Consider the following 23895-nt stretch of genomic DNA (forward strand, 5'->3'; position numbering starts at 1 on the left):
CGGTCCGCGGTCGTCCGGTGCTGACGCCCGCGCGCTCTCCTGTTTCTCGGCGCTACCGACGAACGACGAGCACCGACAGATCGGAGAACGGCGAGTCGCCCCGCCCGTCGCCGCCAGCGTGTTCGGCGAGCGCGCCGAGGGTCGTTCGGGTCACGGTCTCGTCGTCGTGAGTGAGCCGTTCGCAGACGAGCGCTTCGGCGGCCGGGTCACCGCCGTGGTCGAGCAGGTCCGCGGCGACGTCGCCCGGCATCCAGTCGAACGGACGAGGCAACACGAGCAGATGCCGGTCGCCGACGTCCCGCCGGAGACGGGCGAAGCCGTCGCTGAGGGCCCCGCTCTTGTGGAGCGTGACGAACGTCGCGTCCTCCATCGGCGTCCGCGCTCGGCTAGCCGCGATCTGTATCGACGAGATTCCCGGGACCACGCGGAGGTCGACCGACCCGTTCGTCGCGGCGTCGACCGCCCGTTCGACCTTCCCGACGAACTGGTATCCCGAGTGGTTCGGATCGCCCATCAGCACCGCCGCCCCCCGCTCGCCGTCGGCGACCCGCTCGGCGAACGCCGCCAGCGCGGCCGATTCGTCGCGGTAGCCGCACGTCAGGCAGTCCGCGTCGGTCCGGTCCTCGACGAACTCGACGACGGTCTCGAACCCGACCACGACGTCCGCTTCCCGGAGCGCGCGCTCGGCCCTCGGGACGAGGTACTCCGGATTCCCCGGGCCGATGCCGACGGCGTGAACGGTTCTCGCCGTGTCGGCTCCCCGGTCGACTTCCGGGTGATCGGCGGCGTACGCCGCCGGGTCCGGGCCCGAGTCGAGGTCGTACGCGTCGGTCACGGGGTGTCCTCGCGAAGCGCCTCGAGCGTGGTCCCGCCGGTCCGGACGTCGCTCGCGGCGTGGACGAGCTCGTTGGTGAGGCCGGCCGCCAGCCCGGATCCGCCGCGTCGCCCGACGTTCGTGATCGCTGGGACGCCGTACGCGTCGGCGACCTCGCGGACGCGTTTCCGGCTCTCCGCGGCCTTCACGAAGCCGACCGGCGTCGCGACGACGACCGCCGGCCGCGTCCCCTGTTCGATGCAGTCGGCGAGCGCGAGCGCGGCGGTCGGCGCGTTACCGACGACGGCGACCGCGCCGTCGTAGACGCCGCGCTCGTCGAGTTCGAGCACGCTCGCGGCGGTGCGGGTCATCCCCGTCTCCGCGGCGAGCTCCGCGCCGTTTCCGATCGCCTTCCTGACCTCGCAGTCGTGGCCGCGCCCCGTGACTCCCGATTTGACCATCGTGATGTCGGTCACGATCGGTCGCTCGTCCAGCACGGCTTCGGCGCCGGCCGCGACCGGGTCGTTCGCGAACCGCATCAGGTGCGCGAACTCCGGGTCGCCGGTGGCGTGGACGGCCTTCGCGCGCAGCCGGTCGGTCGGGGTCTCCTGCGCGACGAGTTCGTGAACCCGGTCCATGCTCGTCTCGGCGATCTCCATCGCGTCCTCGGTCGTCGCGCCGAGGTCGGCGTACGCCGCGGTCTCCCCGCGGTCGCTCGCCTCGCCGCCGTCGGTCGCCTTCCCGGGGTCGGTCGCCTCGCCGCCGTCGGTTGCTCTCCCGCGGTCGGTCGCCTCGTCGCCGTCAGTCGTCATCGCCGGGCACCTCCGTGGCACCGCGGGACGCGCGCTTCTCGATGTCGCCGTCGACCTCGAGGTTGCGGTCGCGAAGCTCCCCGACGACCTCCTCGTCGGCGTCCCAGAGCCCGCGGTCGACCGCCTCCAGGAGCGTGTCCGTGATCGATTCGAGCGCCCAGGGGTTGACGTCGCGCATCCAGTCGGCCCGGTCGTCGTCGAGGGCGTACTTCTCGGCGACGTCCCGCCAGAGGCGGTCGGAGACGACGCCGGTCGTCGCGTCCCAGCCGAGCGCCACGTCGACCGTCTTCGAGAGGTCGCCGGCGCCCTTGTAGCCGTGTTCCTCCATCGAGTCGAGCCAGTCCGGGTTGAGGACCCGCGCCCGCATCGCCTTTCGGACCTTCTCTTCGTTCGTGTAGACGTCGACGTTGTCGGGGTCCGAGGAGTCCCCGACGTACGACGCCGGCTCCTCGCCGGCCACCTCGGTGACGGCGGTGATGAACCCGCCGTGGAACGCGTACCAGTCCGAGGAGTCGAACTCGTCTTGCTCCATCGTGTCCTCGATCTTCACCGTGGCCTCGACGTTGCCGAGCCGGCGCTCGAACGCGTCGTGGGCCGCCGAGGCGGTGCCGCGGGAGCCGAGGGCGTAGCCGCCCCACTGGACGTACACGTCGGCGAGGTCGGCCGCGTCCTCCCAGTTCCCCTCGTCGACCGCCTTGTTCGTCCCCGCGCCGTAGCCGCCGGGCCGGGTCGTGAACACGCGGTGTTTCGCCGCCGCCTCGGGGTCGTCGTGCCCCCCGGCCGACAGCTCCTCGGTCTCCTCCTCGACGTGCTTTTTCACGTAGTTCATCTCGTGCGGCTCGTCGAGTTCGACCACCGCGTCGACGGCGTCGTGGATGACGCTCGCGGCCTGCGGGAACGCGTCTCTGAACAGCCCGGACACGCGGGTCGTGGCGTCGACGCGGGGCCGGCCGAGCTCGTCGAGCGGGATCGGCTCCACGTCGTCGATCCGCCCCGCGTCGGTCCAGACGGGCTCGACGCCCATCACCGCGAGCACCTGCGCGATCGTCTCGCCACGGGTCCGGACGGTCGGCGTCCCCCACGCGACGACGCCGATCTCCTCGGGGTACTCGCCCTCCTCTTCGCGGTGGCGGGCGAGCGTGTCCGCGGCGATCTCGCTGCCGACCTCCCACGCCGCCTTGGCGGGGACCTTCCGCGGGTCGAGCGTGTAGAAGTTCCGCCCGGTCGGGAGCAGGTCGACGCCGCCGCGGGTCGGCGCGCCGGAGCCGCCCGGCGGGACGTACTCGCCGGCGAGCGCGTCGGCCGTGCGCGGGATCTCCGCTTCGGCGCCGCGGACGCGGGGCGCGGCCTCTTCGGCGATGAACCGCAACGCCTCTCGGAGGTCGTCGTGGGCGCCCCCGCGAACCCGGGCGTCGCCGAGCGGATCGATGTCGACGATCAGCAGGTTGATCGTCGTCCCGTCGTCGGGGCCGGCGTCGGTCTCCGACTCGGGCACGTCGAAGCCGTGGTCGGCCAGCGTCCGGACGAGTTCCTTGCTCGTCTCGTACACCTCGTCGGCGGCCTCCCCGTACGTCATGCCCAGCGTCTCGTCGTACTCGCCCGGCGCGTCGAGCATCCGCTCGTAATCGACGCCGAGCACGCCGGCGACCGACTCGCGGAGGCTCGGCCCGCCCGGATTCTCCAGCCGGGTGAGCGCGACGAGGTACTCCACGAGCCGGTCGTCGACCGGCGGCTCGCCCATCGTGTGGAGCCCCAGCCGGATCTGGGTGTTCTTCACGTCGGTCAGGTAGGCGTGGATCCGCTCGACGAGCTCCTCGACGGGAACCTCGTCGCCGTCGACCTCGCCGTCCGCGAGCGTCGAGCCGGCCGCGTCCGGCCCGCGGACGTCGGCTCGCTCGTCGACGTCGCCGGCGATCCCGAGTTCGACGGCGAGGTCGAGCTCGTCCACGCGCTCGCGGATGAGCTCTCCGAGGCGGGCGCCGTCGTCGGTGCGGACCTCGGTGCCGCCGGCCTCGCGGTAGCGGCGGGCGAGGTCCTCCAGCTCGGCCAGCTCGTCGTAGCTGCCGGCGCGACGCATGACCGGGGTTAGGTAGTCCACGACGGCCGCGTACGAGCGGCGCTTCGCCTGCGTCCCCTCGCCGGGGTTGTTCACGATGTACGGGTACACGTTCGGCAGGTCGTCGATCAGGCCGTCCGGCGCCGATCCGGACCCGAGCCCGACCGTCTTTCCCGGCAGCCACTCCAGCGAGCCGTGCGTGCCGAGGTGGACCACGGCGTCGGCGGCGAACTCGTTGCGGAGCCATCCGTAGAAGGCGACGTAGTCGTGCGGCGGCCACAGGTCGGAGTCGTGGTACACCTTCTCCGGATCCATCCCGAACCCGCGCGGGGGCTGGACGGTGACGAGGACCTTCCCGAACTCGACGCCGGGGATCGCGAACGGCCGGTCGGGCGGCTCGCCCCACTCGTCGAGGACGCCGTCGCGGAACCGGTCGCTCCGCGCGTCGAACCACTCGGCGTACCGCGCGGACGACACGGTGTCGACGCTGCGGTCGCGCACGTCGCCCGGCGCGACCCACCGGTCGTCGAGGGTGAGCTGGCCGGTCAGGGCGTCGATGAGCTTCTCGCCGTCGACGACGGGAGCAGTTTTCGTCGCACCGCCGCCACCCCCCGAACCGAGGTCGTACCCGCGACTCGCGAGCTCGTCCAACAGGTTGACCGTCGATTCCGGGGAGTCGAGGCCGAACGCGGTCCCGATCCCGTCGTCGCTGGGCGGGTAGTTGTGTAACACGACGGCGACCTTCTTGTCGTCGTTCGGCGTGTGTCTGAGGTCGGCCCAGTTGACGGCGAGCCGCGCGGCGTGGTCGACGCGGTCCTCGATCGGGAAGTGCTGTTTCGGCGCGGAGCCGATTCCCGCGGCGTCTTCGGTCCGCTCTTTCCCCGAGACGGGGTGCGTGATCACGTTGCCGTCGAACTCCGGGAGCGCGACCGAGAGCGCGAGCTCGAAGCCCATCACGCCGGTGTCGCTCGACTCGTACCGGGAGCGCGACCGCATCGTCGTCACGGTCTGGATCACCGGGACGCCGAGCTCGTCGAGGAACACGCTCTCGGCGTCGGCGCCCTCGTCCGCCGCGTCGCGGCCGCGCTCGCTCATCGACAGCGAGAACATGAATGACGAGAGGACGGCGTCGACGACCGCGTCGCCGCGGTCGTCGGTGAAGTAGTTCTCCGCCGTCCACTTCGCGTCCTCCTGTCCGTCCTCGTCGCTGACGGGGTTACAGAACACGGGCAGCGCGTTCGCGCCGAGCGCCTCCAGCCGGCGGACCTGCGCGTCGATGTACCGGACGTTCTCGTGGGTCCAGTGCGACTCGTAGAACCAGACGCCGACGGTCGGCGCGTCGGGGTCGAACGTCGCGGTCAGTTCCTCAGCGTCCGTGCCGGGGTGGTCGGGGTGGTAGACGCCCTCCGTCGGGAGTTCGATCGGGTCGTCGATCTCGCCCGCGGCGTCGGTGGTCCCGTACTCCCGGGCAAGGAACCGAATCCCGTTCGCGATGTTGACCGCCCCGCCGTAGTCGAGGTACTCGGAAACCGTCGTTCGGTCGCCCGTCGCGACGGTGGTGTCTTCCAACGCGAACGCGTCGCCCGTCGCCTTCACGACGAGCGGGACGCCGGCGTCTCGGAGCTCCTCGACCGCGAACTCGTACGCCGGCATGCTGTCCTGTCCGCCGTGGAGCCAGAGGACGACCGCGGCCGCGTCCCCGAGCTCGTCGACGAACGACGCCACGTCGCGCTGCTCGTCGAGGTCGCCGTCGGACCGGACCGCGAGGTCGATCCCGGTCAGCTGCTCCGCGGCCGTCTGGACCGCCCCCAACTCGTTCTCAGTCGCCGTGTAGAGGCCGATTTTTGTCACAAGTTATTAAACCTCCTCTGCAATAACACAAGTATGGTTGATTTGGGGACAAACAAAAAGGTTTCCACCCCCCTTCCGGCGGTCGTCGGCCAAGCGGATCTCAAACGGGTGCTTCTCGCGTTGGCGGTCGAACCGGGCCTCAGCGGCGCCCTCCTAAGCGGCGAAAAGGGGACCGCCAAATCGACGGCCGTCAGGGCGCTCGCGGACCTGTTGCCCGAACAGACGGTCGTCGCCGATTGCCCGTACGGCTGTCCGCCGCCGAACGAAACGGGACCCGCCGGGAACGCGACCGGAACCGCCGCCGACCACTCCGACAGCGGTCGGTGCGCGTCGTGTCTCGGTCGCGAGGATCCGCCGGTTGAAACGAGACGAGCCCCGCTCGTGACGCTCCCGCTCGGTGCGACCCGCGACCGAGTGGTCGGGACGCTCTCCGTCGCCGACGCGCTCGACGGCGACGCCGAGTTCGACCCGGGGCTGCTCGCCCGCGCCAACCGGGGCGTCCTCTACGTCGACGAGGTCAACCTGCTTCCGGACCACCTGATCGACGTGCTGTTGGACGCCGCCGCGACGGGGACGAACCGGGTGGAGCGCGACGGCGTCAGCGTCACGCACCCCGCCGACTTCACGCTGATCGGGACGATGAACCCGGAGGAGGGAGAGCTCCGACCCCAGCTGCGCGACCGCTTCGACCTCCGTGCCGAGGTCACCGGCAGCGACGAGATCGACGAGCGCGTCGAGATTCTGGACCGCGTCGTCGACGACGGCGGCGGCCGTGACCTCAGTGCGGAGTTCGCGTCGGAGACGGCCGCCCTCCGGGAGCGCGTTCACGAGGCCCGCGAGCGCTGCCCCGCGATCCCCGAGGAGTTCAAGCGCGACATCGCCGAGCTCTGCCGCGACGCGGACGTCGACGGCCACCGCGCCGATTTCGCCGTCGCTCGGGCCGCCCGGGCGTTCGCCGCGCTCGACGGACGTCCGAAGGTCGTCGAGTCGGACGTGGCGGACGCCGCCGAGTACGCGCTGAGCCACCGGGTACGGAGCCGCCCGTTCGAGGAGACGGTCGACCCGGAGGAGCTGGTGGACGACCACTTCGGCGACGGCGCCGCCGAGGGCGACGGGGAACGGGAGAGCGACGGCGAATCGGAAGCCGACAGCGAACCGGAGGGCGACGGCGAACCGGAGGGCGACGGCGAATCGGAAGGCGACAGCGAACCGGAGGGCGAGACCGACCCGCGGGGAGCGGGCGACGAGACGGATAGCGGGGATTCCGGCGCGGACGGGAGCGACCCGGACGGGGGCGATCCGGATGGGGACGACCCGACCGGAACCGACCGCGATCGGTCCGGCGCTCCCGGTGCCTCCGGATCGCGAGGGTCCGACGGCAGCGAACGACCGGCGAGCGACGGGGCGACCGCCGACCGCGGCGACGAAGCGGACGGCGGCGGCGACGCCGACGGCGACGAGGAGGCCGCACCGATCCCCCTCGGCGGCGCTCGTGCGGGGGTCGCTGACGCAACGGCCCCGGCGGTTCCGTCGCCCGAGGACCGCGGTGACGCGGCGGGCGACTGCGGCGGCCGACACGCGGCGGCGCCGTCCCCGGACGGTCGCGGGCCGAGAGTGCGAGCGGAACACGCGGGGGAGTCGGCGTCCGTGGACCCGGCGGCGACCGTCCGGGCGGCCGCGCGGAGCGGCCGATCGCGACCGGCCGACACCGACCTTCGGCGGGCGGTTCGGGCCGACGACGCCCGCACGCTCACAGTGTTCGTCGCGGACGCCAGCGCGTCGATGGCCCCCGCGATGCGCTCCGCGAAGGGCGTGGCGTTGGAACTGCTGCGCGACGCGTACGCCGAGCGGGACGAGGTCGCGCTGGTCTCGTTCGGCGGCGACGGGGCCGAGGTGCTGCTCCCGCCGACGACGAGCGTCTCGCTGGCCGCGCGTCAGCTGAAGGAGCTCCCGACGGCGGATCGGACGCCGCTCCCGGACGGACTCCGCAAGGCCGCGGCGCTCATCGAGCGGAAAGAGCCGGCCGCGGCGACCGTCGTGCTCGTCTCCGACGGCCGCGCGAACGTCGCGGAGGGCAGTCCGACGACCGCGACCCGGCAGGCGGCGAAACGGGTCGCGGAGACGGACGCGTCCGTCCTCGTCGTCGACGCGGGCGAGTCGAGGGCCGGCGTTCTGGACATCGTGTGCGAGACGACGGACGCGAGACGGACCCCGATCGCCGCGCTCTCACCGGAATCGGTGCTCGGAGACCACTAGAATTTCCGAGGAGCGTAAGTTTTACAATCTAACTTTACTTTCTCCAAATCGGATTTATGTCGACGAACACCGACACCGTCGCCGACCGGTTCGCCGCGGCCGGGGCACAGATCGATCCATTGACCGCGCTCACCGCGCTGGCGCTCGCCGCGGCGCTGGGCTTCACGCTCCTGTTCCTACAGGAGCCGCTCGCCCACGACGCGTTACACGACTTCAGACACGGGGCCGGGATCATCTGCCACTGATGATCGATCGGCTCCGCTCCGGCGTCGCCGCCGGAGCGCTCGCCGGGCTGGCGTACGGGCTGTTCACGTGGGTGGTCGTCTCGCCGCTCATTCACCACTTGGAGCACCTCGCGTCTCACGGCGGCGACCACGCGCACGACGCGGCGCCCGCCGTGAGCGAAACCGCGACGGCGGTCGTCAGCGCCGGCGGCGGCGTCCTGTGGGGCGTCCTGTTGGGGGCCGCCTTCGGCGTCGCGTATCACCTGTTCGAGCCGGCGCTCCCCGGCGGAACGCTGAAACCGTACGTCCTCGCGGGGGCCGGATTCCTGACGGTCTCGGTCGCCCCGTGGACGGTTCTCCCGCCGGCCACGCCCGGCATGGAACCGCTGTACGGGTCGTCGCTTCGCGTTCCGCTCTACCTCGGTCTGGTCGGTATCGGCGGGCTCGTCGCGGCGACGAGCGTCCTCGGGTACGCCCGCGCGAGCCGTACTCGCGGCCGCGGCACCGGGGCGTTCGTCGCGTTGCTTCCGCTGGTAGCGCTCGGGATCCTCTCGATCGCCGCTCCGCCGACGCTGACCGGCGGCGCCGCTCCGGCCGGGGTCTCGGCCGCGTTCCGGTGGCTCGTCGGCTTCTCGCAGGCGGGGCTCTGGGCGCTGATCGCCGTCGCCTTCTCGCGTTTCGACCGGCGCGTCGGTCGGCCTGACGCGAACTCACCGACCCCGACCGCGAGGGGAATCGACTGATGGAGCGACGAACGGAACGGATGCGCGAGCGCGGCGTGAGCGCGACCGTCCTCGTCTGTACCAACGAACGGACGGAGTACGCCGCCTGCGCCGCCGTCGACGGCGTCGACGTCGCCAACGCCGTCCGCGACTGGCTCCGCGAACGCGACCGCTACTGGTCGGAGGTCGCCGTCGCGGAGACGTCCTGTCTCGGGATGTGTAGCGAAGGCGGCGTCGCCGTCGTCGTCCACCCGCACGACGAGTGGTTCGCGGAGGTGACGGTGGACGACGTGCCGACGCTCATGACCGAGCTGTTCGGCGCCGCTACGGGCGACACCACCGCGGCGGAACCGACGACGACCGGCTGAAGGGCCCGCAGGAGGCTAGAACGCGTCGGAGTCGAGGACCCGGTGCGGCACGTTCCTGTCCCGGAGCTTGGAGGTGTGACGGGGGATCTCGTCGGTCACCGCGACCAGCAGGACGTCGAGGCCGAGCGTGCCCGCCTCGGCGACGCCCTCCGCGGTCCCGAACCTGATGTCCGGGTCGACGCCGCTCCGAGAGACGAGCGCGTACGCCTCCGTCCCGGCGACCGCGACGAGTCCCTCGTCCGGGACGTGCGTCGAGACCACGCTCGGGTCCAGGCGGTCGTCGTCGGTGACGGTCGGGACGGGCAGCACGGAGACGGTTCCGGTGTCGTAGTCGACGACGCCCTCGAAGTCGGCGATGCCGACGGCCTCGCCCTCCGCCGCGCTCGTGACGGTGACCGCGGTCGCGGTCCCGCCGGCGGGGTTGGCGTGGAGGACGCCGTTCCGCATCACCAGCCCGACCTCTCTCCCCTCCGCCACGTCGTCGAGCGCGACGGCGGCGTCGACCTCGACGCTGCCGAGGACGTCGGAGTTCACCCGTTCGAGGTAGGTCTCGAGGTCGTCGGTCCGGGAGATGAGCCAGTCGACCCCCTCCTTGGTCACCTCGTACCGGCCGCGGCCGCCCTTCTCGACGTAGCCCGCCTCGACTAAGTCCCGGACGTAATCGCTGACCGCCTGCGAGGTCACGCCGATCGTGTCCGCGATCTCCCCCTGGCTCACGGCCGGCTGGCGGGCCGCGATCTCGACGAGCACCTGGTAGCGCGTCGCGCTCCGCTTGTTCTCGAGGACGTCCGGCGATCCGCCGTCCGCTGAGTCTCCCATTATCGGACGTTCAGATGCCACAGATAAAGTCTTGTTGTCTATTTCACGGCGTACTTGGCTAAGTACGGCTCACAGCGCCGCTTTTGTAAAGCAGACTTTTCTTAACACAACCAAAATTGTTTTGTGGCGCGGTGTAATTGTATATCGCGAATGCAGGCGACAAAGCTTCCGAACGACGCGAAAGCGGGACCGACCAAGCCGGAGGTCCGTGCGGTGTTGGCGCGAAAGCTCGCGCTCGGTCCCGACGACCACTTCGTCGAGGTCGGCTCCTGTACGGGCGCGGTAACGATCGAGGCCGCTCGCCGCGCGGGGCGGGTGACGGCGCTCGAACGGAACGCGGACCGGCTCGAGACCACTCGAGCGAACCTCGCCGCGAACGAGTACGAGGCCGACGTGCGCCTCGTCAACGCCGAGGCCCCGGAGGGGCTTCCGGACGACGGTGACGTGGTCTTCCTCGGCGGATCGCGGAACTACGAGCGGGTTCTCGACGCCGCCGTCGACGCCGGCTACGATCGGATCGTCATGAACGTGTCTCGTCTCGAGGTCGCGGGAGAGGCGGCTCGGGCCTTCCGCGACCGCGACCTCCTCGACGAGGCGCTGTGCCTCCAGATGGCGACCGGCTATGACCTCGCGGGCGCGACGAGCTTCGACGCCGACAACCCCGTGTACATGCTGGTCGGCGAGCCGGGATCGGCCGGGAAACCGGGTGAGGACGAATGACGCGGGAACTCCGGACCGGAGGCCGCGAATGACCCTGTACGGCGTGGGACTCGGTCCCGGCGATCCCGACCTGATCTCCGTCCGCGGCCGGGAGATCCTCGACGGCGTCGATGTCGTGTACTCTCCGGGTCGGCTCTCGCGGGCGGTCGCGACCGAACACGTCCCGGAGAGCCGGATCGGCGACCTCGATTTCCCGATGACGAGCGACGAGGAGCGGCTCCGCGAGGCGTGGAAGCAGGCCGCGGCCGAGATCGCCCCCGAAGCGCGGGCGGGCGACGCCGCGTTCGTCACGCTCGGCGACCCGAACGTGTACTCCACGTTCGGACACCTCAGACGGACGCTCGACGCGTTCCACCCCGACGTCGACGTGGAGATCGTGCCCGGGATCAGCGCGATGACGGCGTTCGCGACCGCGCTCGACGTCGAGATCGAGGCCGGCGCCGGGCTCGCGCTCCGCGAGGCCGCCGGCGGACGCGCGCCCACCGGCCCCGACAGGATGGTCCTGTTCAAGGTGACCGACGCCCCCGAGACGGCCCGCAAGCTCCGCGAGGCGGACTACGACGTGCGGTTCGGGCGCCGGCTCTTCATGGAGGCCGGCGAGACGACCGTCACCGAAGACGCGGACGCGCTCGCGGACCGGGACTACTACACGCTCGCGTACGCGGAGCGCCGCGGCCTCGAGACCTCGAGGGCGACCGACGAGTTCGCGGTCGACGCGGACGCGAAGGGTCGCGCCTCGGCGACCGCCGACGCGGAGGCCGGCGATGACTGACGGTCCGACCGACTCGCAGGCGGGCATCGACGCCGTCGGCGACCGGACGGGGGGCGAGCTCGACCCGCGGGTCCGCGAGCACACCGCCGGCGAGGAGCAGGAGGGGATCCCGTTCATCGGTGCCGGTCCGGGCGATCCCGGGCTCCTCACCGTGCGCGGCAAAGAGCTGGTCGACGACGCCGACCTCGTCGTCCACGCCGGGTCGCTGGTCTCCAGCGCGCTCTTAGAGGAGCACTGCGCGGACGCGGAGCTGGTGAACTCGGTGGGGAAGGACCTCGAGGAGCTGGTCCCGCTGATGCGGGACGCCCACGAGAGCGGGCGCACCGTCGTCAGACTCCACAGCGGCGACCCCGCGGTGTACGGGGCCGCCCTCGAACAGATCGACGCGCTGGAACGCGAGGGCGTTCCGGCGTACGTCGTCCCCGGCGTCACGTCGTCGTTCGCGGCGGCGGCGACGCTGCGCACCCAGCTCACGCTGAACGGCGTCGCGAACCACGTCGCGTTCACGCGTCCGCGGGGGAAGACGCTCGACGCCGAGGACGACCACGTCGCCGAGTTCGTCGAGATGGGCGACGTGACGACCTGCATCTACCTCGGCACCCACGCGGTGAGCGACACGATGGACCGCCTGCTCGACCGGGACGGGGTGGACCCCGACACGCCGGTCGCGGTCGTCTACCACGCCTCGTGGGACGACGAGGACGTGATCACGGGAACGATCGCCGACATCGGCGAGAAGGTGGAGGCGGCCGGCTACCGCGCGTCCGCGATGGTCCTCATCGGCGAGGCCGCGACGGGCGCGGGGTACGACCGCTCGTACCTCTACGGCGACTGGGCGAACGGCGGAACGGCGGACGCGGACAACGGCGAAACGATGGACGCGGCGGACGCGGCCAGCGACACGGAGACGACCGAAACGGAGGCGGACGACTGATGAGCACCGACAGCAACGACGGGAACGCGAGTGGCACCGACGCGGCCGACGCGACCGACGACTCCGGCGGCGGCCACTGTTCGACGGCGGACTCCGACGGCGAGGTGGCGGAGGAGATCGCGGTCGTCAGCTTCGAGCGGAAGCTCGACACCGCCGCGGAGATCGTTGACGGGATCGGCGACCGCTACGAGTCGATCGACGTGATCGAGTACCACGGCGACGTGTTCGCCGAGCATTGGGGCGAGTACGACTGCTTCGTCGGGCTGATGGCGTCCGGAATCGCCATGCGGAAGACCGCGCCGCTGCTCGACGACAAGTGGGACGACCCCGCGATCGTCGTGGTCGACGAGGCGCTCACGTGGGCGATCCCGATCACCGGAGGCCACCACGGTGCCAATCAGGTGGCGGACGACCTCGCGAGCCTGGGCGCCGTGCCCGCGATGACTACCGCCTCGGAGGCGGCGGACAAACAGGGCGTCGAGAAGCGGGCGAAGGCGCTGTCCGCACACGTCGTCAACGGCGACTCCACGGTCGCGACGAACCTCGCCGTCCTCGACGACGAGCTCGGCCCCGTCGAACGGCTCGACGGGCCGCGGGCGGTGCTGGTCGACGACGACGTGACGGTCCTCAAGCGCAACCGCGACGACGGGATCGTGCTCGGCACGGGCTCCGTCTCCGGCGCGGACGAGGAGCGGTTCATCGAGGCCTGGGACCGTGCGCTCGCGGCGGTCGACCGCGACTGGGACGACGTCGAGTTCGTCGCCACCGCGACGCGAAAGGCCGACGAGGAGGGTCTCCTCGCCGCGGCCGCCGCGCGCGATCTCGGGGTCGTCGCGTTCGACAGGGAGACCCTGCTCGAGTTCGAGGGGCCGACGCCGTCGAAGGCGAAGGAACTCATCGGCTGGCCGGGCGTCGCCGAGGCGAGCGCGATCGCCGGCGGGGCCGACCACGATCTCGTCGCGGAGAAGACCAGCCACGAGAACGAAGTGACCGTCGCGGTGGGGCGATGACCGGGACCGGCTCGGCGCCCGGCGGCGCGGACGACGCCCCCGACGGGATGGGAACGCTGTACGTCGTCGGCATCGGCCCCGGCCTCCCGCACGCCATGACCCAGCGGGCCCGCGACGTGATACGCCACGCCGACTGCGTCATCGCGTCGAACCTCTACCAGGAGTTCCTCCGTCAGGACGGCACGATTCCCCCCGAGTCGCGGACCGAGGACGCCGCCACGGACGGCGGAGCCGCGGTCGGCTCGGCCGACGGTGGTGCCGGCGACGACGCCGGCTGGGCGTCCGGCAACGTCGGCACCCATCCCGACGGCGAGACCGTCGAGGTCGTTCGATCCTCGATGGGGCAGCAGATCGAGCTCGCCCGCGAGGCGTTCGAGCGCGTCAGGGCGGGACAGGACGTGGCGCACGTCTCCGGCGGCGATCCCAACGTGTACGGGAAGTCCGACCTGGTGTACCTGATGGCCGACGAGGACGACGCCGACGACGTCCCGATCGAGATCGTGCCCGGCGTGACGGCCGCGCTCGGCGGCGCCGCGATGGTCGGCGCGCCGCTCTCGAACGACTTCTGTACGGTCTCGCTGTCCGATAAGTGGCGCGGCTGGGAAGAGATCGCGGAGAAGCTCCGCGCCGCGGCGGTGTCGGGGTTCACGATCGTCCTCTACAACTGCTGGCGCGACTACGAGCGCGCCATCGAGGTGCTCCGGGAGCACCGCACCGACGACGCCCCGGTCGCGATCGTCAACGACGCCGACCGCGGCGAGGCCGGCCGCAACCTCGACGACGAGACCTACACCCTGACGACGCTCGGAGCGGCGACCGACCACGACGACGAGGTCGGCGGGATGGGAACCTCCCTGATCGTCGGCACGCACGAGACCGAGGTCTGGGAGAACGACTACGACCGATTCCTCGTCACGCCCCGCGGCGGGCGAGACGTCGACGACTTCTGACAATGAGTGACACAACCTGCGGAGCGACGGACGACCCGAACTCGAACAGCGACGGAAGCGACACCGAGACGGCGACTGACGGTGGGTGCGGTGCGGAGACGGCGACGGATAGCGGATGCGGCGCGGAGACGGACACTGGTGCGGCGACGGAGACGGCGACTGACGGCGGGGCCGCGACGGAGACTGGGAGCGGCTCGTCGTCCGCGTGCGGGGCGAGCGACGCGTCGAGCTCCTCGTCGTGCGGCGGCTCGAAGTCGGCGACGACCGACGAGAAGGTCGGTTCGACCGCCGACGACTTTGACGCCGACCCCGGTCGGCTCGTCGCGGTCGGACTGGGGCCGGGGCAGCCGGAGGGGATGACCGGCCGCGCTCGGGCGGCATTGCTGGAGGCGGACCACATCGTCGGGTACACGACGTACATCGACCTTGTACCCGACGAGATCACCGACGCGGCCGACGAGCTGTACGACACGCCGATGTGCGGCGAGGTGTCTCGGACGGAGGAGGCGGTCGACCGCGCGCTCGCGGGCAACGACGTCGCCATCGTCGGCTCCGGGGATCCGAACGTGTACGCGCTCGGGGGGCTCGCGCTCGAGATCGTCGAGTCGAAGGGGGCGACGGCGTCCGCGCTCGACTTCGAGGTCGTCCCCGGCGTCCCGGCCGCGCAGTCGTGTGCGGCCCGCGTGGGCGCGCCGCTCGTCAACGACTCGGTGTCGATCTCGCTGTCGGACCACCTCACGCCGATGGACGAGATCGAATCGCGGCTCCGCGCGGTCGCGGCCGAGGGCTTCACGGTCGCGATCTACAACCCGTGGAGCCGGAAGCGGCGCGAGAACTTCGAGCGGGCCTGCGAGATTCTCACGGAACACCGGCCGGCGGACACGCCGGTCGGGGTCGTCCACGGGGCCGGACGCGACGACGAGCGCGTCGAGATCGTCGAGCTGGGCGAGTTGGAATCGCTCGGCGAGACGGACCTGATCGACATGACGACGACGCTGCTCGTCGGCAACGAGGAGACGTACGTCTGGGACGGCCGGATGATCACCCCGCGCGGCTACGAGAGCAAGTATGACTACTGAGACCGCGGCCGACGAGACGACGGACGCCGCCGAGCCCACGTACCGCGTCTCCGTGGACCTGACCGCCTGTGACGGCGTCTTCGCCTGTCTCGTCCGCGACGACCGGTTCGTCGAGGCCGACGAGGGGCTGGTCGGGTTCGACCGGGCCGACGCGGTCGCGCCGATCGAACGCGCCGCAGACGAGGTCGCGGCCACGTTCTCCGACGGGCGTCTCGACGAGGCGCGCTCCGCCGCGGCGGCCTGTCCGCTGGACGCGATCACCGTCGAGGAGCGGGAGGGCGACGCGTGAGCGCTCCCGACTCGACGCCGGACGACCTGCTCGCTCGACACCCGGAGACAGCCTACTTCTGGGGTCACGTCGCGGGCGGCGGCCGGGTGACCGACCGGAGCGTCGAGGTGACCGTCACCGACGAGGACGCGGCGCGGCGCCTGTCCGCGATCGCCGGCGGGGGCACCGTCGACCACCGGATCGCCGAACGCGAGTTCGCGCACGACACGTCGGTGACCCGGCAGTCGGACGAGTACACGGTGCAGATCGTCGATCCGACGCTGGCCGCGAACGCCGCCGCGGCGTTCGGTCTGCCCGTGGGGTCGGACCCCGGCGGCTACCGGTTCGACGCGTTCCGTGCCCACCGACGGGCGCTGCTCCGAGGGCTGTTCGAGGCGTGCGGCGTCGTCTGCTTCCGCGAGTCGAGCGCCGCCGTCGGCGTCTCGTTCGTCCACGACGACGCCCGGCTGCTGGCGCGGATCCGAACGGCGCTCGACGCGGAGGGGTTCGACGCCGAGGAACCGCAGCCGTCGGCGTCGGGTGGCCACTGGTTCGGCGTCGCCGACCCCGACACGGCCGCCTTCGGCGAGTGGGTGTACGAGGGGGCCGACGAATCCGGGCTGTACGCGGCCGACCGCCGACGCAAGACGCTTCGGAGCGTCGAACGGGCCACGGGGGTCGCGGTCGGAAGCCTCATTGGGCCCCGTGAAACGGAGGAGGCGAAGCCGTGAGCCGAGCGGCGGACGCCGTCGGGATCGGCGACGACGAGACGGCGCTCCTCGTCGGGCACGGCTCTCGCCGCGAGCAGTCGAACGAGGCGGTCCGAACGCTCGCGGCCGGGCTGGAGGACCGACTCGGCGTCCCGACCGACGCCGCGTTCCTCGAACTGGCGGAGCCGTCGATCCCCGACGCGATCGAGACGCTCGCGCACGGCGCGGCGCGGGTCACGTTGGTGCCGCTCTCGCTGTTCGCGGCCAGCCACGTCAAAAACGATCTGCCGCTCGCGGTGAAGCGCGCCCGAAGCGAGCACCCCGGCGTCAGGTTCCACGCCGGCGGACACCTCGGCATCCACCCCGCGATACTCGACCTCCTCGACGACCGGGCGCGGGCCGTGGAGACGGAGTTGGGCGTCGACCGCGAGGACGACGACGTCGCCGTCGTCCTCTGTGCCCGCGGCTCCTCGGACCCGGACTCGAACGCGGACGTGCACAAGCTCGCCAGACTGCTGTACGAGGGACGATCGTTCGACCGGGTCGAAGCCGGGTTCATCGGCGTCACCGAGCCGCTCCTCGACGACGCGCTGCACGACGTCGCGAAGACGCGACCGGACGCGATCGTCGTGTTACCGTACATGCTCGGCGACGGCGTCCTGACCGGGCGGATACGGGACGGGGCCGACGAGTTCGACGCGGAGTACCCGTACGTCGACGCCGCGGCCGGCGACCCGCTCGGGACCGACACCCGGCTGTTGGACGTCCTCTCGGACCGGTGGCAGGAAGCGCGCACCGACTCGGTCGACATGTCGTGTGACACGTGTAAGTACAAGGTCGAACTCGACGGCTACGAGGAAGACGAGGGCGGCGCGCGGGCGATGCTCCGCGCGCTGACCCACCAGCGGGCACACGAGGACCGAGACGACGTCGCCGACGAACCGCACGCCCACGACGCGCCGGAGACGCACCTCGCCGTCTGTACGAACCAGACCTGCGCGGCGAGCGGCTCTCCGGCCGTCCTGGAAACCCTGCGGCAGGCCGCCCGGGACGCGGACGCCGACGTTCACGTCACCCGGTCGTCGTGCTTCGACCAGTGCGGCGACGGCCCGATCGTCGCGCAGTACCCCGACGGCGTCTGGTACGGGGGCTGCGGCGACGGGGACGCGGATCGGATCGTCTCCGCCGTCGAGCGGGACCGAATCGTCAGCGACCTCGTTCACCAAACGCTGTGAGACGCACCTACCACGATACACAATGAGCTGTGATGAGATCGAAGCCCTACGACTCGGCCTGATGAACACGCTCGGAACCGCGGACGACGCGGTCCGACGCCACGCGGAACAGGAGCTCGGCGACGCCCTTGACGGCGACACGCCGATCGCCGCCCTCGCGGCGGCGGAGTCCGTGACCGAGCTCCGACGGCACCTCGACGCCGCGCTCGTCGATTTGGAGGAGGAAGTCGCCGCCCTCGACGCGGACGACCCGGAGTACGGGTACGCTCGCGGGCGGCTCGTGGCGGTCCGGGACGCCGAGCGATCGCTGGCCCGGTTCGCCGACGTCGGCGAGTCGTTCCTCGACGACCTCGGCGACGCACACCACACGCTACACGAGGTGTTCCCGGTCGAGGAGTGACCGATCGCCGCACCGCCGACGTGACGGCGGTGAGTCTGTCAGAAAGCCCGTGGGCTCACGTTCTCCACCAGAACCTCGTCCCGAGAGCCGGACCGGTTCGCGAAGGGGTAACGCGATTCTACACATTCGCCATCCTCCGAACTGCATGGTGGCGCCGACTCACATCACGAGAAGTGATGGAATCTTCTGCGGTAAGCGGGGGCATTTTATAAGGACGCCGCCGCTGTCTGGGGAATCCTCACCATCACGAAAACGGATGGGCGCCGATTTGCGGAGCGAATCGCACGACTGCGAGGGGCCGTTTTTTGAGACCAACTGGTCGCCAGAAATCCGGCGATTTTGAGAAGCGCGAATCGGCCGAATTGAGAGCCGTAGAGGGCTCTAGAGGTGGATTTTATTTTACTCCAACCCGACTTAATTTCGGATGGGCGCTGCAGGATTTGAACCCGCGGCAACTTGGTCCGAAGCCAAGCACTCTATCCAGACTGAGCTAAGCGCCCGTACGCATCGCTACTTCGGTGAGGATGTTAAGTCCCGCGATTCGAAATCGCTTCGGACTGGCTGGCGTCGACCGAGGGAGCGCTGACGCCACGGCCGATCAAAAAGAATATTATCGGGACCCGGCATGGTTTCCGTAGTAGATGTGTCTTGGTCGTACGGCGTCACCGCCGAACGAGTGGCCCGAGTCGGTTCCGTCGTCGCTGAGGTACGCCCATGTATGACCTGAGGCCACACTTCGACGAGGAGGTCGAACCAGGGACGAACCTCCTTCTCACCGGGCCGCCGCTCACCGGCAAGCGGTCGCTGATGATGGATCTCTTGGCCGCCGGGACCGAGCGCGGCGACGGCGCGATCGTCGTCACCACGAAGGACGGCGCCGAGCGCGTCCTGAAAGACTACGCGAAGCGGACCCCCTACGAGGGGAAACCCGTGGCGGTCGTCGACTGCGTCACCCGCCAGCAGGGCGTCAACGACGCCCCGGAGTCGGACCGGATCAAGTACGCCTCCTCGCCCGTGGACATGACGGGAATCGGGATCAAGCTCTCCGAGTTCCTCCAGGCATTCGGCGACCGCGGCATCGAGGAGAACCGCGTGATGGTGCACTCGCTGTCGACGCTGCTGATGTACTCGGACCTCCAGACCGTGTTCCGATTTCTCCACGTGTTCACCGGTCGGATCCAGAGCGTGAACGGGCTCGGCCTGTTCAGCATCGACTCGACCTCGCACGACGAGCAGGCGATGAACACCCTCAAGCAGCTCTTCGACGGCGTCATCACCGTCCCCGAGGACGGCGAACCGGAGATCCGGCTGCCCTGAGCGACGGGGAGCCGCTGAGCACCGGGGAGTCTTTTAATCCGCGCGACCGCGTACCCGCGAGCATGCCAATCACCGACGATGAGGGACTGGATCGATTGCTTGACGCCGACACGATCGCCGTGATCGGCTGCTCGACGACGCCGGGGAAGGCGGCCCACGACGTGCCGGCGTACCTCCAGCGCAACGGGTACCGCGTGGTCCCGGTGAACCCCTTCGCCGACGAGGTGCTCGGCGAGCGGGCCTACGACGCGCTGGCCGACGTCGAGGCCGAGGTGGGCCTCGTGGACGTGTTCCGGCCGAGCGAGGAGGTGCCGGGGGTGCTCGACGACGTGCGCGAGCGACACGCGGAGCGCGGCGACGCGGGCGCGGTATGGCTCCAGCTCGGGATCAGTCACGACGAGGCGGCCGCGGAGGCGGAGTCAGACGGGATCGAGGTCGTTCAAGATCGCTGTATCAAGGTCGAACACGGCCGGTTGCGATAACTGAACTTCGTTCACACGTCGGACCAGGTAATTTGGACAGAGTTCGGGCTGTGATCCGTAACGCTTACTCACAAACCTCGGTCTCTTCGGTGAACTTTCGTTCGACGGTCACGCTCACATCTGCGGGAACCACATCCTGTGATACAGCCTCAAATTCCCATCGCCAGTTGCCCGACGTTAGCGTTGCCGTGTTCTCCCATCGGAAGTAATATTCGCCATCGTCGGGTGCCGTAAATTCGTCGTCGATCACTGCGGCGACGGCTTCTTCTTCGAGGATGTCTCGATTCTCATTTTCAATGACGAGCTTCGGCCGCGCACCGTCGCCTAGCTGTCGAATAAAGTAATCGACAGAGTCTCCTTGATTGAGGGTAATCCATCCGGAATAGTACTCGCCGGCCGAGAGCGTGTCCGTATCTGACCAGATCTCAGTCCGTTGCTCGTTCGTTACGGTTCCGACATTGGTCATGATGAGTCGGCCATCACCACTCGTACTAAATCCAACTTCATTGGAGAATTCGGTTACGGTGCCCTCAAACTCGGAGCCGCCGATCGGCGACTCAATAGTCAGATCGATCTCTTGTTGATTCCTCGAATCGATATCGAACGCGATACGATCTTCTTCTTCGATTGCAAAGCTACTTTCCACGGTTGAGCCTTCCGAAGGTAGTTCGTACGATCGATCGATCAGCAGTTCCTGACTAGATTCTTCGATCGTTTCACACGTTTCCTCATCATCCGCGACGGATGTTTGTTCAGTGTCTGTTCCACTCGCTGAGTCTGAACTCTCATCGGACGTTGACGACTCTGGTTGAGTGTCGGGATCGTCTGATTCGTCGGAACCTGACTGTCCTGTACACCCGGTAAGGCTGGTTGCTCCAACTGTACCGACGATTGCGAGATACGTTCTTCGTTCCATACCAAAATTCGAATTGCCCTCGTATTTAAAACATGTCTCTCTAGTTTCAAATCAGATAATGTTGATTTCTGATGCGTGCCCCTTACTCTGATCTCCCCAAAGAATGTTCAGTTTTCCCACTCCTCGAAGCTGCGATAGACGCCCTTCGAGAGGTATCGCTCCGAGGAGTCGGGGAACACGGTGGCGACCGTCTCGTGCGGCGCGTCGATCTCGCCGTCTCGGATCGCCCGCGCGACCCGCTTGGCCGCGATCGCGTTCGCGGCCGCGGAGGAGGCGACGAGCTGTCCCTCCTCGGCGGCGAGCCGCCCCATCTCCTCGTGGACGGCGCGGTCGGGGATCGACTGGATGTCGTCGACGAGGTCCGGGTCGAACAGCTCGTTCCGCTCGATGTCGTGGGTCCCGATCCCCTCGGTCTTGTACTCCTCGTGGGCAACGTCCTCGCCGAGGAACTCGCGGTACGCGGAGCCGGCGGGCTCGACGGCGACAACGTGGGTGTCGGGGTGTCGCTCGCGGAAGTAGCGGGCCATGCCCATCAGCGTCCCGCCGGTGCCGCAGCCGGCGACGACGGCGCCGACCTCCCCGTCGAGCGCGTCGCCGATCTCGGGGGCGGTCGTCGCGTAGTGCGCCTCGGCGTTGAGCGGGTTCGAGAACTGCTGGGGGACGACCGCGTCGTCGAGCTCCTCGGCGATCTCGTGGGCGCGGTCGATGGCGAACCCCATCCCGTCCTCGCTCGGCGTGTTGACCACCTCGGCGCCGAGCGCGCGCATGAGCTGCTGTTTCTCCACCGAGAACCGCTCGGGGACGACGAACACCGCGTTCAGCCCCAGCTGCTTGGCCGCGACCGCCAGCCCGATCCCGGTGTTGCCCGCCGTCGGCTCGACCACGGTGCCGCCCTTCCCCACGTCGCCGCGCTCGAGCATGCGTTCGAGCATGTACTTCCCGATGCGGTCCTTGATGCTCGCACCGGGGTTGAACGACTCCAGCTTCGCGTACACCGGCACCTCGTCGGGCGAGTCGTGCACCCGGACGAGCGGCGTCTCCCCGATCGTCTCCAACACCGACGACAGGGGCTCCCGATGGGTCGTCATATTCCCGCAATCGTTGCCGGCCCTTTTGCGTGTTTCCATGCCCGGCGCGGGTGCCCCGTCTCGTCGGCGACGGCGTGCGTTGCCGGGAACGGAGCGGGATCGAACAAACTTATGCCCCTCGTCCGGTTCCGAAGACGTATGAGCGAGACCGACGGGCAGGCGGACGTGACGGTCGTCCTTCCGGACGGATCAGAGCTGGACGTTCCGGCGGGGGCGACAGTCGAGGACGTCGCCTTCGAGATCGGTCCCGGGCTCGGTCGCGACACGGTCGCGGGGAAGATCGACGGCGAGCTCGTCGAGAAGCAGGCGACGGTCCACGACGGCGCGCGGATCGAGATCGTCACCGACCAGTCCGACGAGTACCTCACGGTGCTGCGCCACTCCGCGGCCCACGTCTTCGCCCAGGCCCTCCAGCGGCTCCACCCGGAGGCGACCCTGACCATCGGCCCCCCAACCGACGAGGGGTTCTACTACGACGTGACCGGCGTGGACCTCGACGAGGAGGACTTAGCCGCCATCGAAGACGAGATGGACGACATCATCGCGGCCGACTACGACATCGAGCGCGAGGTCCGGTCCCGCGAGGAGGCCAAGGAGATCTACGCCGACAACGAGTACAAACGCCAAATCCTCGACGACGAGGCCGACGAGGAGGAGGTCACCTTCTACGTGCAGGACGGCTGGCGGGACCTCTGTCAGGGCCCCCACGTCGAGTCGACGGGCGAGATCGGTGCGGTGACGCTGCTGAACATCTCCTCGTCGTACTGGCGCGGCGACGAGGACAACGACACGCTCACGCGCGTGAACGGGACGGCGTTCGCCTCCGAGGCCGACCTCGAGGACTTCCTCGAACGACGCGAGGAGGCCAAGGAGCGCGACCACCGGAAGATCGGGCGGGAGATGGACCTCTTCTCGATCCCGGACCACTCGCCGGGTGCCGCCCACTACCACCCGAACGGGATGCGGATCCGCCGGGAGCTGGAGGAGTACATCCGGACCAAAAACGACGAGCTGGGGTACGAGGAGGTGTGGACCCCGGAGCTCAACAAGGCCGAGCTGTGGAAGCCGACCGGCCACTACGACGCGTTCAAAGAGCAGGGCGAGATGTTCGCGTGGGAGCAGGACGAGACGGAGTACGGCCTGAAGCCGATGAACTGCGCGAACCACGCGCACATCTTCGCCGACTCGCAGCACTCTTACCGCGACCTCCCGCTGCGGTTCTCCGAGTTCGGGACCGTCTACCGCAACGAGCAGTCCGGCGAGCTCTCCGGCCTGCTCCGCGTGCGCGGGCTCACGCAGGACGACGGGCACGCGTTCGTTCGCCCGGACCAGATCGAAGAGGAGATCCGCCAGACGCTGAGCGTCATCGAGGACATCTACTCGCAGTTCGGCCTGGAGATCATCTACAAGCTGGAGACGAAGGGCGACAACTCGGTCGGCAGCGACGAGATCTGGGAGCAGGCGACCGACGCGCTCCGCGGCGCCCTCGAGAGCGAGGGACTGGAGTACGACTTAGAGGCCGGTGAGGCCGCCTTCTACGGACCGAAGATCGGGCTCGACGCCCGTGACGCGATCGGCCGCGAGTGGACGATCGGCACGGTGCAGGCCGACTTCAACATCCCCCAGCGGCTCGACCTGACGTACGTCGGCGAGGACAACGAGGAGCACCACCCCGTGATGATCCACCGCGCGCTGCTCGGGAGCTTCGAGCGCTTCATGGGCGTGATGATCGAGCACTTCAAGGGGAACTTCCCGCTGTGGCTCGCGCCGACGCAGGTCCGCGTGCTCCCCGTCTCCGACGACACCCTCGGCTACGCCCACCGGGTGAAGAACGCGCTCGACGACGCCGGCCTCCGCGTCGAGGTCGAGGACCGCGACTGGACGGTCGGGCGCAAGATCCGGCAGGCCCACGACGACCGCCTCCCGTACATGGTGATCGTCGGGGGCGACGAGGAGGAGGTGGGGACCGTCTCGGTCCGCGACCGCTTCGAGAACGAGGCGAGCGGCGTCGAGCTCGACGCGTTCGTCGACCACCTCGTCGACGAGCGCGACGAGAAGCGGACGGAGCCGGACTTCGTCGACGCGGAGTGAA

General features: G+C 69.6%; 23 protein-coding genes and 1 tRNA gene. 17 read left to right on the top strand and 7 right to left on the bottom strand.

Annotation, left to right across the window (positions count from 1 at the left end; all coding sequences use genetic code 11):
* Window positions 1-52: 52 nt before the first annotated feature.
* From CK500_RS03960 to cobN, 3 genes are read right to left on the bottom strand one after another with little or no spacing between them, the layout of a single operon-like run.
* Window positions 53-835: a cobalt-precorrin-7 (C(5))-methyltransferase gene (locus CK500_RS03960; protein WP_095635951.1), complete on the bottom strand. Its 783-nt coding sequence runs from the start codon at window positions 833-835 to the stop codon at window positions 53-55.
* Entirely contained in the window at window positions 832-1626 is a 795-nt protein-coding gene (locus tag CK500_RS03965; RefSeq protein WP_095635952.1) for a precorrin-8X methylmutase, read from the bottom strand. Before CK500_RS03965 ends, CK500_RS03960 begins: the two co-directional genes overlap by 4 nt.
* On the bottom strand, window positions 1616-5533 hold the full coding sequence (gene cobN / locus CK500_RS03970) for a cobaltochelatase subunit CobN (RefSeq protein WP_095635953.1): 3918 nt from the start codon (window positions 5531-5533) through the stop codon (window positions 1616-1618). Before cobN ends, CK500_RS03965 begins: the two co-directional genes overlap by 11 nt.
* Window positions 5534-5566: 33 nt before the next feature.
* Between cobN and CK500_RS03975 the strand changes: the two genes are divergently transcribed.
* The 4 genes from CK500_RS03975 to CK500_RS03990 are packed head-to-tail and all read left to right on the top strand — an operon-like array spanning window position 5567 to window position 9103.
* Complete coding sequence (locus CK500_RS03975; protein WP_095635954.1) at window positions 5567-7789, top strand: VWA domain-containing protein; 2223 nt, start codon at window positions 5567-5569, stop codon at window positions 7787-7789.
* Between the two features lie 56 nt (window positions 7790-7845).
* On the top strand, window positions 7846-8034 hold the full coding sequence (locus CK500_RS03980; RefSeq protein ID WP_095635955.1) for a CbtB domain-containing protein: 189 nt from the start codon (window positions 7846-7848) through the stop codon (window positions 8032-8034).
* Entirely contained in the window at window positions 8034-8756 is a 723-nt protein-coding gene (locus CK500_RS03985) for a CbtA family protein (protein WP_095635956.1), read from the top strand. The genes CK500_RS03980 and CK500_RS03985 overlap by 1 nt, the downstream gene beginning before the upstream one ends.
* Window positions 8756-9103, top strand: a complete 348-nt coding sequence (locus CK500_RS03990) for a (2Fe-2S) ferredoxin domain-containing protein (protein WP_095635957.1) — start codon at window positions 8756-8758, stop codon at window positions 9101-9103. The genes CK500_RS03985 and CK500_RS03990 overlap by 1 nt, the downstream gene beginning before the upstream one ends.
* Before the next feature lie 15 nt (window positions 9104-9118).
* On the opposite strand, the gene CK500_RS03995 is transcribed toward CK500_RS03990, so the two are convergent.
* Window positions 9119-9922 (bottom strand): DUF7839 domain-containing protein, encoded by an 804-nt coding sequence (locus tag CK500_RS03995; protein WP_095635958.1) that lies wholly within the window; start codon window positions 9920-9922, stop codon window positions 9119-9121.
* Window positions 9923-10072: 150 nt separating this feature from the next.
* Between CK500_RS03995 and cbiT the strand changes: the two genes are divergently transcribed.
* From cbiT to CK500_RS04045, 10 genes are read left to right on the top strand one after another with little or no spacing between them, the layout of a single operon-like run.
* Window positions 10073-10642, top strand: coding sequence for a precorrin-6Y C5,15-methyltransferase (decarboxylating) subunit CbiT (cbiT, locus tag CK500_RS04000; RefSeq protein WP_095635959.1), 570 nt, complete (start codon window positions 10073-10075; stop codon window positions 10640-10642).
* 28 nt (window positions 10643-10670) lie between these two features.
* Window positions 10671-11414 carry a cobalt-factor II C(20)-methyltransferase gene (locus tag CK500_RS04005; RefSeq protein ID WP_095635960.1) on the top strand — a complete coding sequence of 248 codons (744 nt, stop codon included), beginning with the start codon at window positions 10671-10673 and terminating at the stop codon, window positions 11412-11414.
* Window positions 11407-12348: a cobalt-precorrin-4/precorrin-4 C(11)-methyltransferase gene (locus tag CK500_RS04010; RefSeq protein WP_095635961.1), complete on the top strand. Its 942-nt coding sequence runs from the start codon at window positions 11407-11409 to the stop codon at window positions 12346-12348. Before CK500_RS04005 ends, CK500_RS04010 begins: the two co-directional genes overlap by 8 nt.
* Window positions 12348-13358 carry a cobalt-precorrin 5A hydrolase gene (gene cbiG, locus CK500_RS04015; RefSeq protein ID WP_095635962.1) on the top strand — a complete coding sequence of 337 codons (1011 nt, stop codon included), beginning with the start codon at window positions 12348-12350 and terminating at the stop codon, window positions 13356-13358. The genes CK500_RS04010 and cbiG overlap by 1 nt, the downstream gene beginning before the upstream one ends.
* Window positions 13355-14308, top strand: a complete 954-nt coding sequence (locus CK500_RS04020; protein ID WP_095635963.1) for a precorrin-3B C(17)-methyltransferase — start codon at window positions 13355-13357, stop codon at window positions 14306-14308. The genes cbiG and CK500_RS04020 overlap by 4 nt, the downstream gene beginning before the upstream one ends.
* Window positions 14309-14310: 2 nt before the next feature.
* Window positions 14311-15387 carry a precorrin-3B C(17)-methyltransferase gene (gene cobJ, locus CK500_RS04025; protein ID WP_095635964.1) on the top strand — a complete coding sequence of 359 codons (1077 nt, stop codon included), beginning with the start codon at window positions 14311-14313 and terminating at the stop codon, window positions 15385-15387.
* Window positions 15377-15676, top strand: a complete 300-nt coding sequence (locus tag CK500_RS04030) for a ferredoxin (protein WP_095635965.1) — start codon at window positions 15377-15379, stop codon at window positions 15674-15676. The genes cobJ and CK500_RS04030 overlap by 11 nt, the downstream gene beginning before the upstream one ends.
* On the top strand, window positions 15673-16386 hold the full coding sequence (locus CK500_RS04035; protein WP_095635966.1) for a cobalamin biosynthesis protein: 714 nt from the start codon (window positions 15673-15675) through the stop codon (window positions 16384-16386). The genes CK500_RS04030 and CK500_RS04035 overlap by 4 nt, the downstream gene beginning before the upstream one ends.
* The gene (locus tag CK500_RS04040; protein WP_095635967.1) at window positions 16383-17600 is read left to right on the top strand and encodes a CbiX/SirB N-terminal domain-containing protein; all 1218 of its coding nucleotides are present in this window, start codon (window positions 16383-16385) and stop codon (window positions 17598-17600) included. Before CK500_RS04035 ends, CK500_RS04040 begins: the two co-directional genes overlap by 4 nt.
* 22 nt (window positions 17601-17622) lie before the next feature.
* Entirely contained in the window at window positions 17623-18000 is a 378-nt protein-coding gene (locus CK500_RS04045; protein ID WP_095635968.1) for a DUF3209 family protein, read from the top strand.
* A gap of 425 nt (window positions 18001-18425) precedes the next feature.
* Here CK500_RS04045 and CK500_RS04050 read toward each other — a convergent pair.
* Window positions 18426-18500, bottom strand: a tRNA-Arg gene (locus tag CK500_RS04050).
* Window positions 18501-18714: 214 nt separating this feature from the next.
* On the opposite strand from CK500_RS04050, the gene CK500_RS04055 reads away from it, so the two are divergent.
* Both CK500_RS04055 and CK500_RS04060 read left to right on the top strand, forming a co-directional pair.
* A complete protein-coding gene (locus CK500_RS04055) occupies window positions 18715-19317 on the top strand; it encodes an RAD55 family ATPase (protein ID WP_095635969.1) in 603 nt (200 codons plus the stop codon).
* Between the two features lie 62 nt (window positions 19318-19379).
* The gene (locus CK500_RS04060; RefSeq protein WP_095635970.1) at window positions 19380-19799 is read left to right on the top strand and encodes a CoA-binding protein; all 420 of its coding nucleotides are present in this window, start codon (window positions 19380-19382) and stop codon (window positions 19797-19799) included.
* 64 nt (window positions 19800-19863) lie between these two features.
* Here CK500_RS04060 and CK500_RS16775 read toward each other — a convergent pair whose 3' ends face one another.
* Together CK500_RS16775 and CK500_RS04070 are read right to left on the bottom strand one after the other, a co-directional pair.
* Entirely contained in the window at window positions 19864-20715 is an 852-nt protein-coding gene (locus tag CK500_RS16775; protein ID WP_144049515.1) for a hypothetical protein, read from the bottom strand.
* A 107-nt stretch (window positions 20716-20822) separates the two neighbouring features.
* The gene (locus CK500_RS04070) at window positions 20823-21803 is read right to left on the bottom strand and encodes a PLP-dependent cysteine synthase family protein (protein WP_095635972.1); all 981 of its coding nucleotides are present in this window, start codon (window positions 21801-21803) and stop codon (window positions 20823-20825) included.
* Between the two features lie 111 nt (window positions 21804-21914).
* Here CK500_RS04070 and thrS point away from each other — a divergent pair, with 111 nt between their 5' ends.
* Window positions 21915-23894 carry a threonine--tRNA ligase gene (gene thrS, locus CK500_RS04075; RefSeq protein WP_198951491.1) on the top strand — a complete coding sequence of 660 codons (1980 nt, stop codon included), beginning with the start codon at window positions 21915-21917 and terminating at the stop codon, window positions 23892-23894.
* The last annotated feature ends 1 nt before the right edge of the window (window position 23895 follow it).

It is taken from the genome of Halorubrum salipaludis (assembly GCF_002286985.1).
GTDB lineage: Archaea > Halobacteriota > Halobacteria > Halobacteriales > Haloferacaceae > Halorubrum > Halorubrum salipaludis.

Excerpts from the sequence above, each read along its gene's own strand:
- CK500_RS03965 (WP_095635952.1), bottom strand. The coding sequence starts at position 1,626 with ATGACGACTGACGGCGACGAGGCGACCGACCGCGGGAGAGCAACCGAC.
- CK500_RS03975 (WP_095635954.1), top strand. The coding sequence starts at position 5,567 with ATGGTTGATTTGGGGACAAACAAAAAGGTTTCCACCCCCCTTCCGGCG.
- CK500_RS03980 (WP_095635955.1), top strand. The coding sequence starts at position 7,846 with ATGTCGACGAACACCGACACCGTCGCCGACCGGTTCGCCGCGGCCGGG.
- CK500_RS03985 (WP_095635956.1), top strand. The coding sequence starts at position 8,034 with ATGATCGATCGGCTCCGCTCCGGCGTCGCCGCCGGAGCGCTCGCCGGG.
- CK500_RS03990 (WP_095635957.1), top strand. The coding sequence starts at position 8,756 with ATGGAGCGACGAACGGAACGGATGCGCGAGCGCGGCGTGAGCGCGACC.
- CK500_RS03995 (WP_095635958.1), bottom strand. The coding sequence starts at position 9,922 with ATGGGAGACTCAGCGGACGGCGGATCGCCGGACGTCCTCGAGAACAAG.
- cbiT (WP_095635959.1), top strand. The coding sequence starts at position 10,073 with ATGCAGGCGACAAAGCTTCCGAACGACGCGAAAGCGGGACCGACCAAG.
- CK500_RS04005 (WP_095635960.1), top strand. The coding sequence starts at position 10,671 with ATGACCCTGTACGGCGTGGGACTCGGTCCCGGCGATCCCGACCTGATC.
- CK500_RS04010 (WP_095635961.1), top strand. The coding sequence starts at position 11,407 with ATGACTGACGGTCCGACCGACTCGCAGGCGGGCATCGACGCCGTCGGC.
- cbiG (WP_095635962.1), top strand. The coding sequence starts at position 12,348 with ATGAGCACCGACAGCAACGACGGGAACGCGAGTGGCACCGACGCGGCC.
- CK500_RS04020 (WP_095635963.1), top strand. The coding sequence starts at position 13,355 with ATGACCGGGACCGGCTCGGCGCCCGGCGGCGCGGACGACGCCCCCGAC.
- cobJ (WP_095635964.1), top strand. The coding sequence starts at position 14,311 with ATGAGTGACACAACCTGCGGAGCGACGGACGACCCGAACTCGAACAGC.
- CK500_RS04030 (WP_095635965.1), top strand. The coding sequence starts at position 15,377 with ATGACTACTGAGACCGCGGCCGACGAGACGACGGACGCCGCCGAGCCC.
- CK500_RS04045 (WP_095635968.1), top strand. The coding sequence starts at position 17,623 with ATGAGCTGTGATGAGATCGAAGCCCTACGACTCGGCCTGATGAACACG.
- CK500_RS04055 (WP_095635969.1), top strand. The coding sequence starts at position 18,715 with ATGTATGACCTGAGGCCACACTTCGACGAGGAGGTCGAACCAGGGACG.
- CK500_RS04060 (WP_095635970.1), top strand. The coding sequence starts at position 19,380 with ATGCCAATCACCGACGATGAGGGACTGGATCGATTGCTTGACGCCGAC.
- CK500_RS16775 (WP_144049515.1), bottom strand. The coding sequence starts at position 20,715 with ATGGAACGAAGAACGTATCTCGCAATCGTCGGTACAGTTGGAGCAACC.
- CK500_RS04070 (WP_095635972.1), bottom strand. The coding sequence starts at position 21,803 with ATGACGACCCATCGGGAGCCCCTGTCGTCGGTGTTGGAGACGATCGGG.
- thrS (WP_198951491.1), top strand. The coding sequence starts at position 21,915 with ATGCCCCTCGTCCGGTTCCGAAGACGTATGAGCGAGACCGACGGGCAG.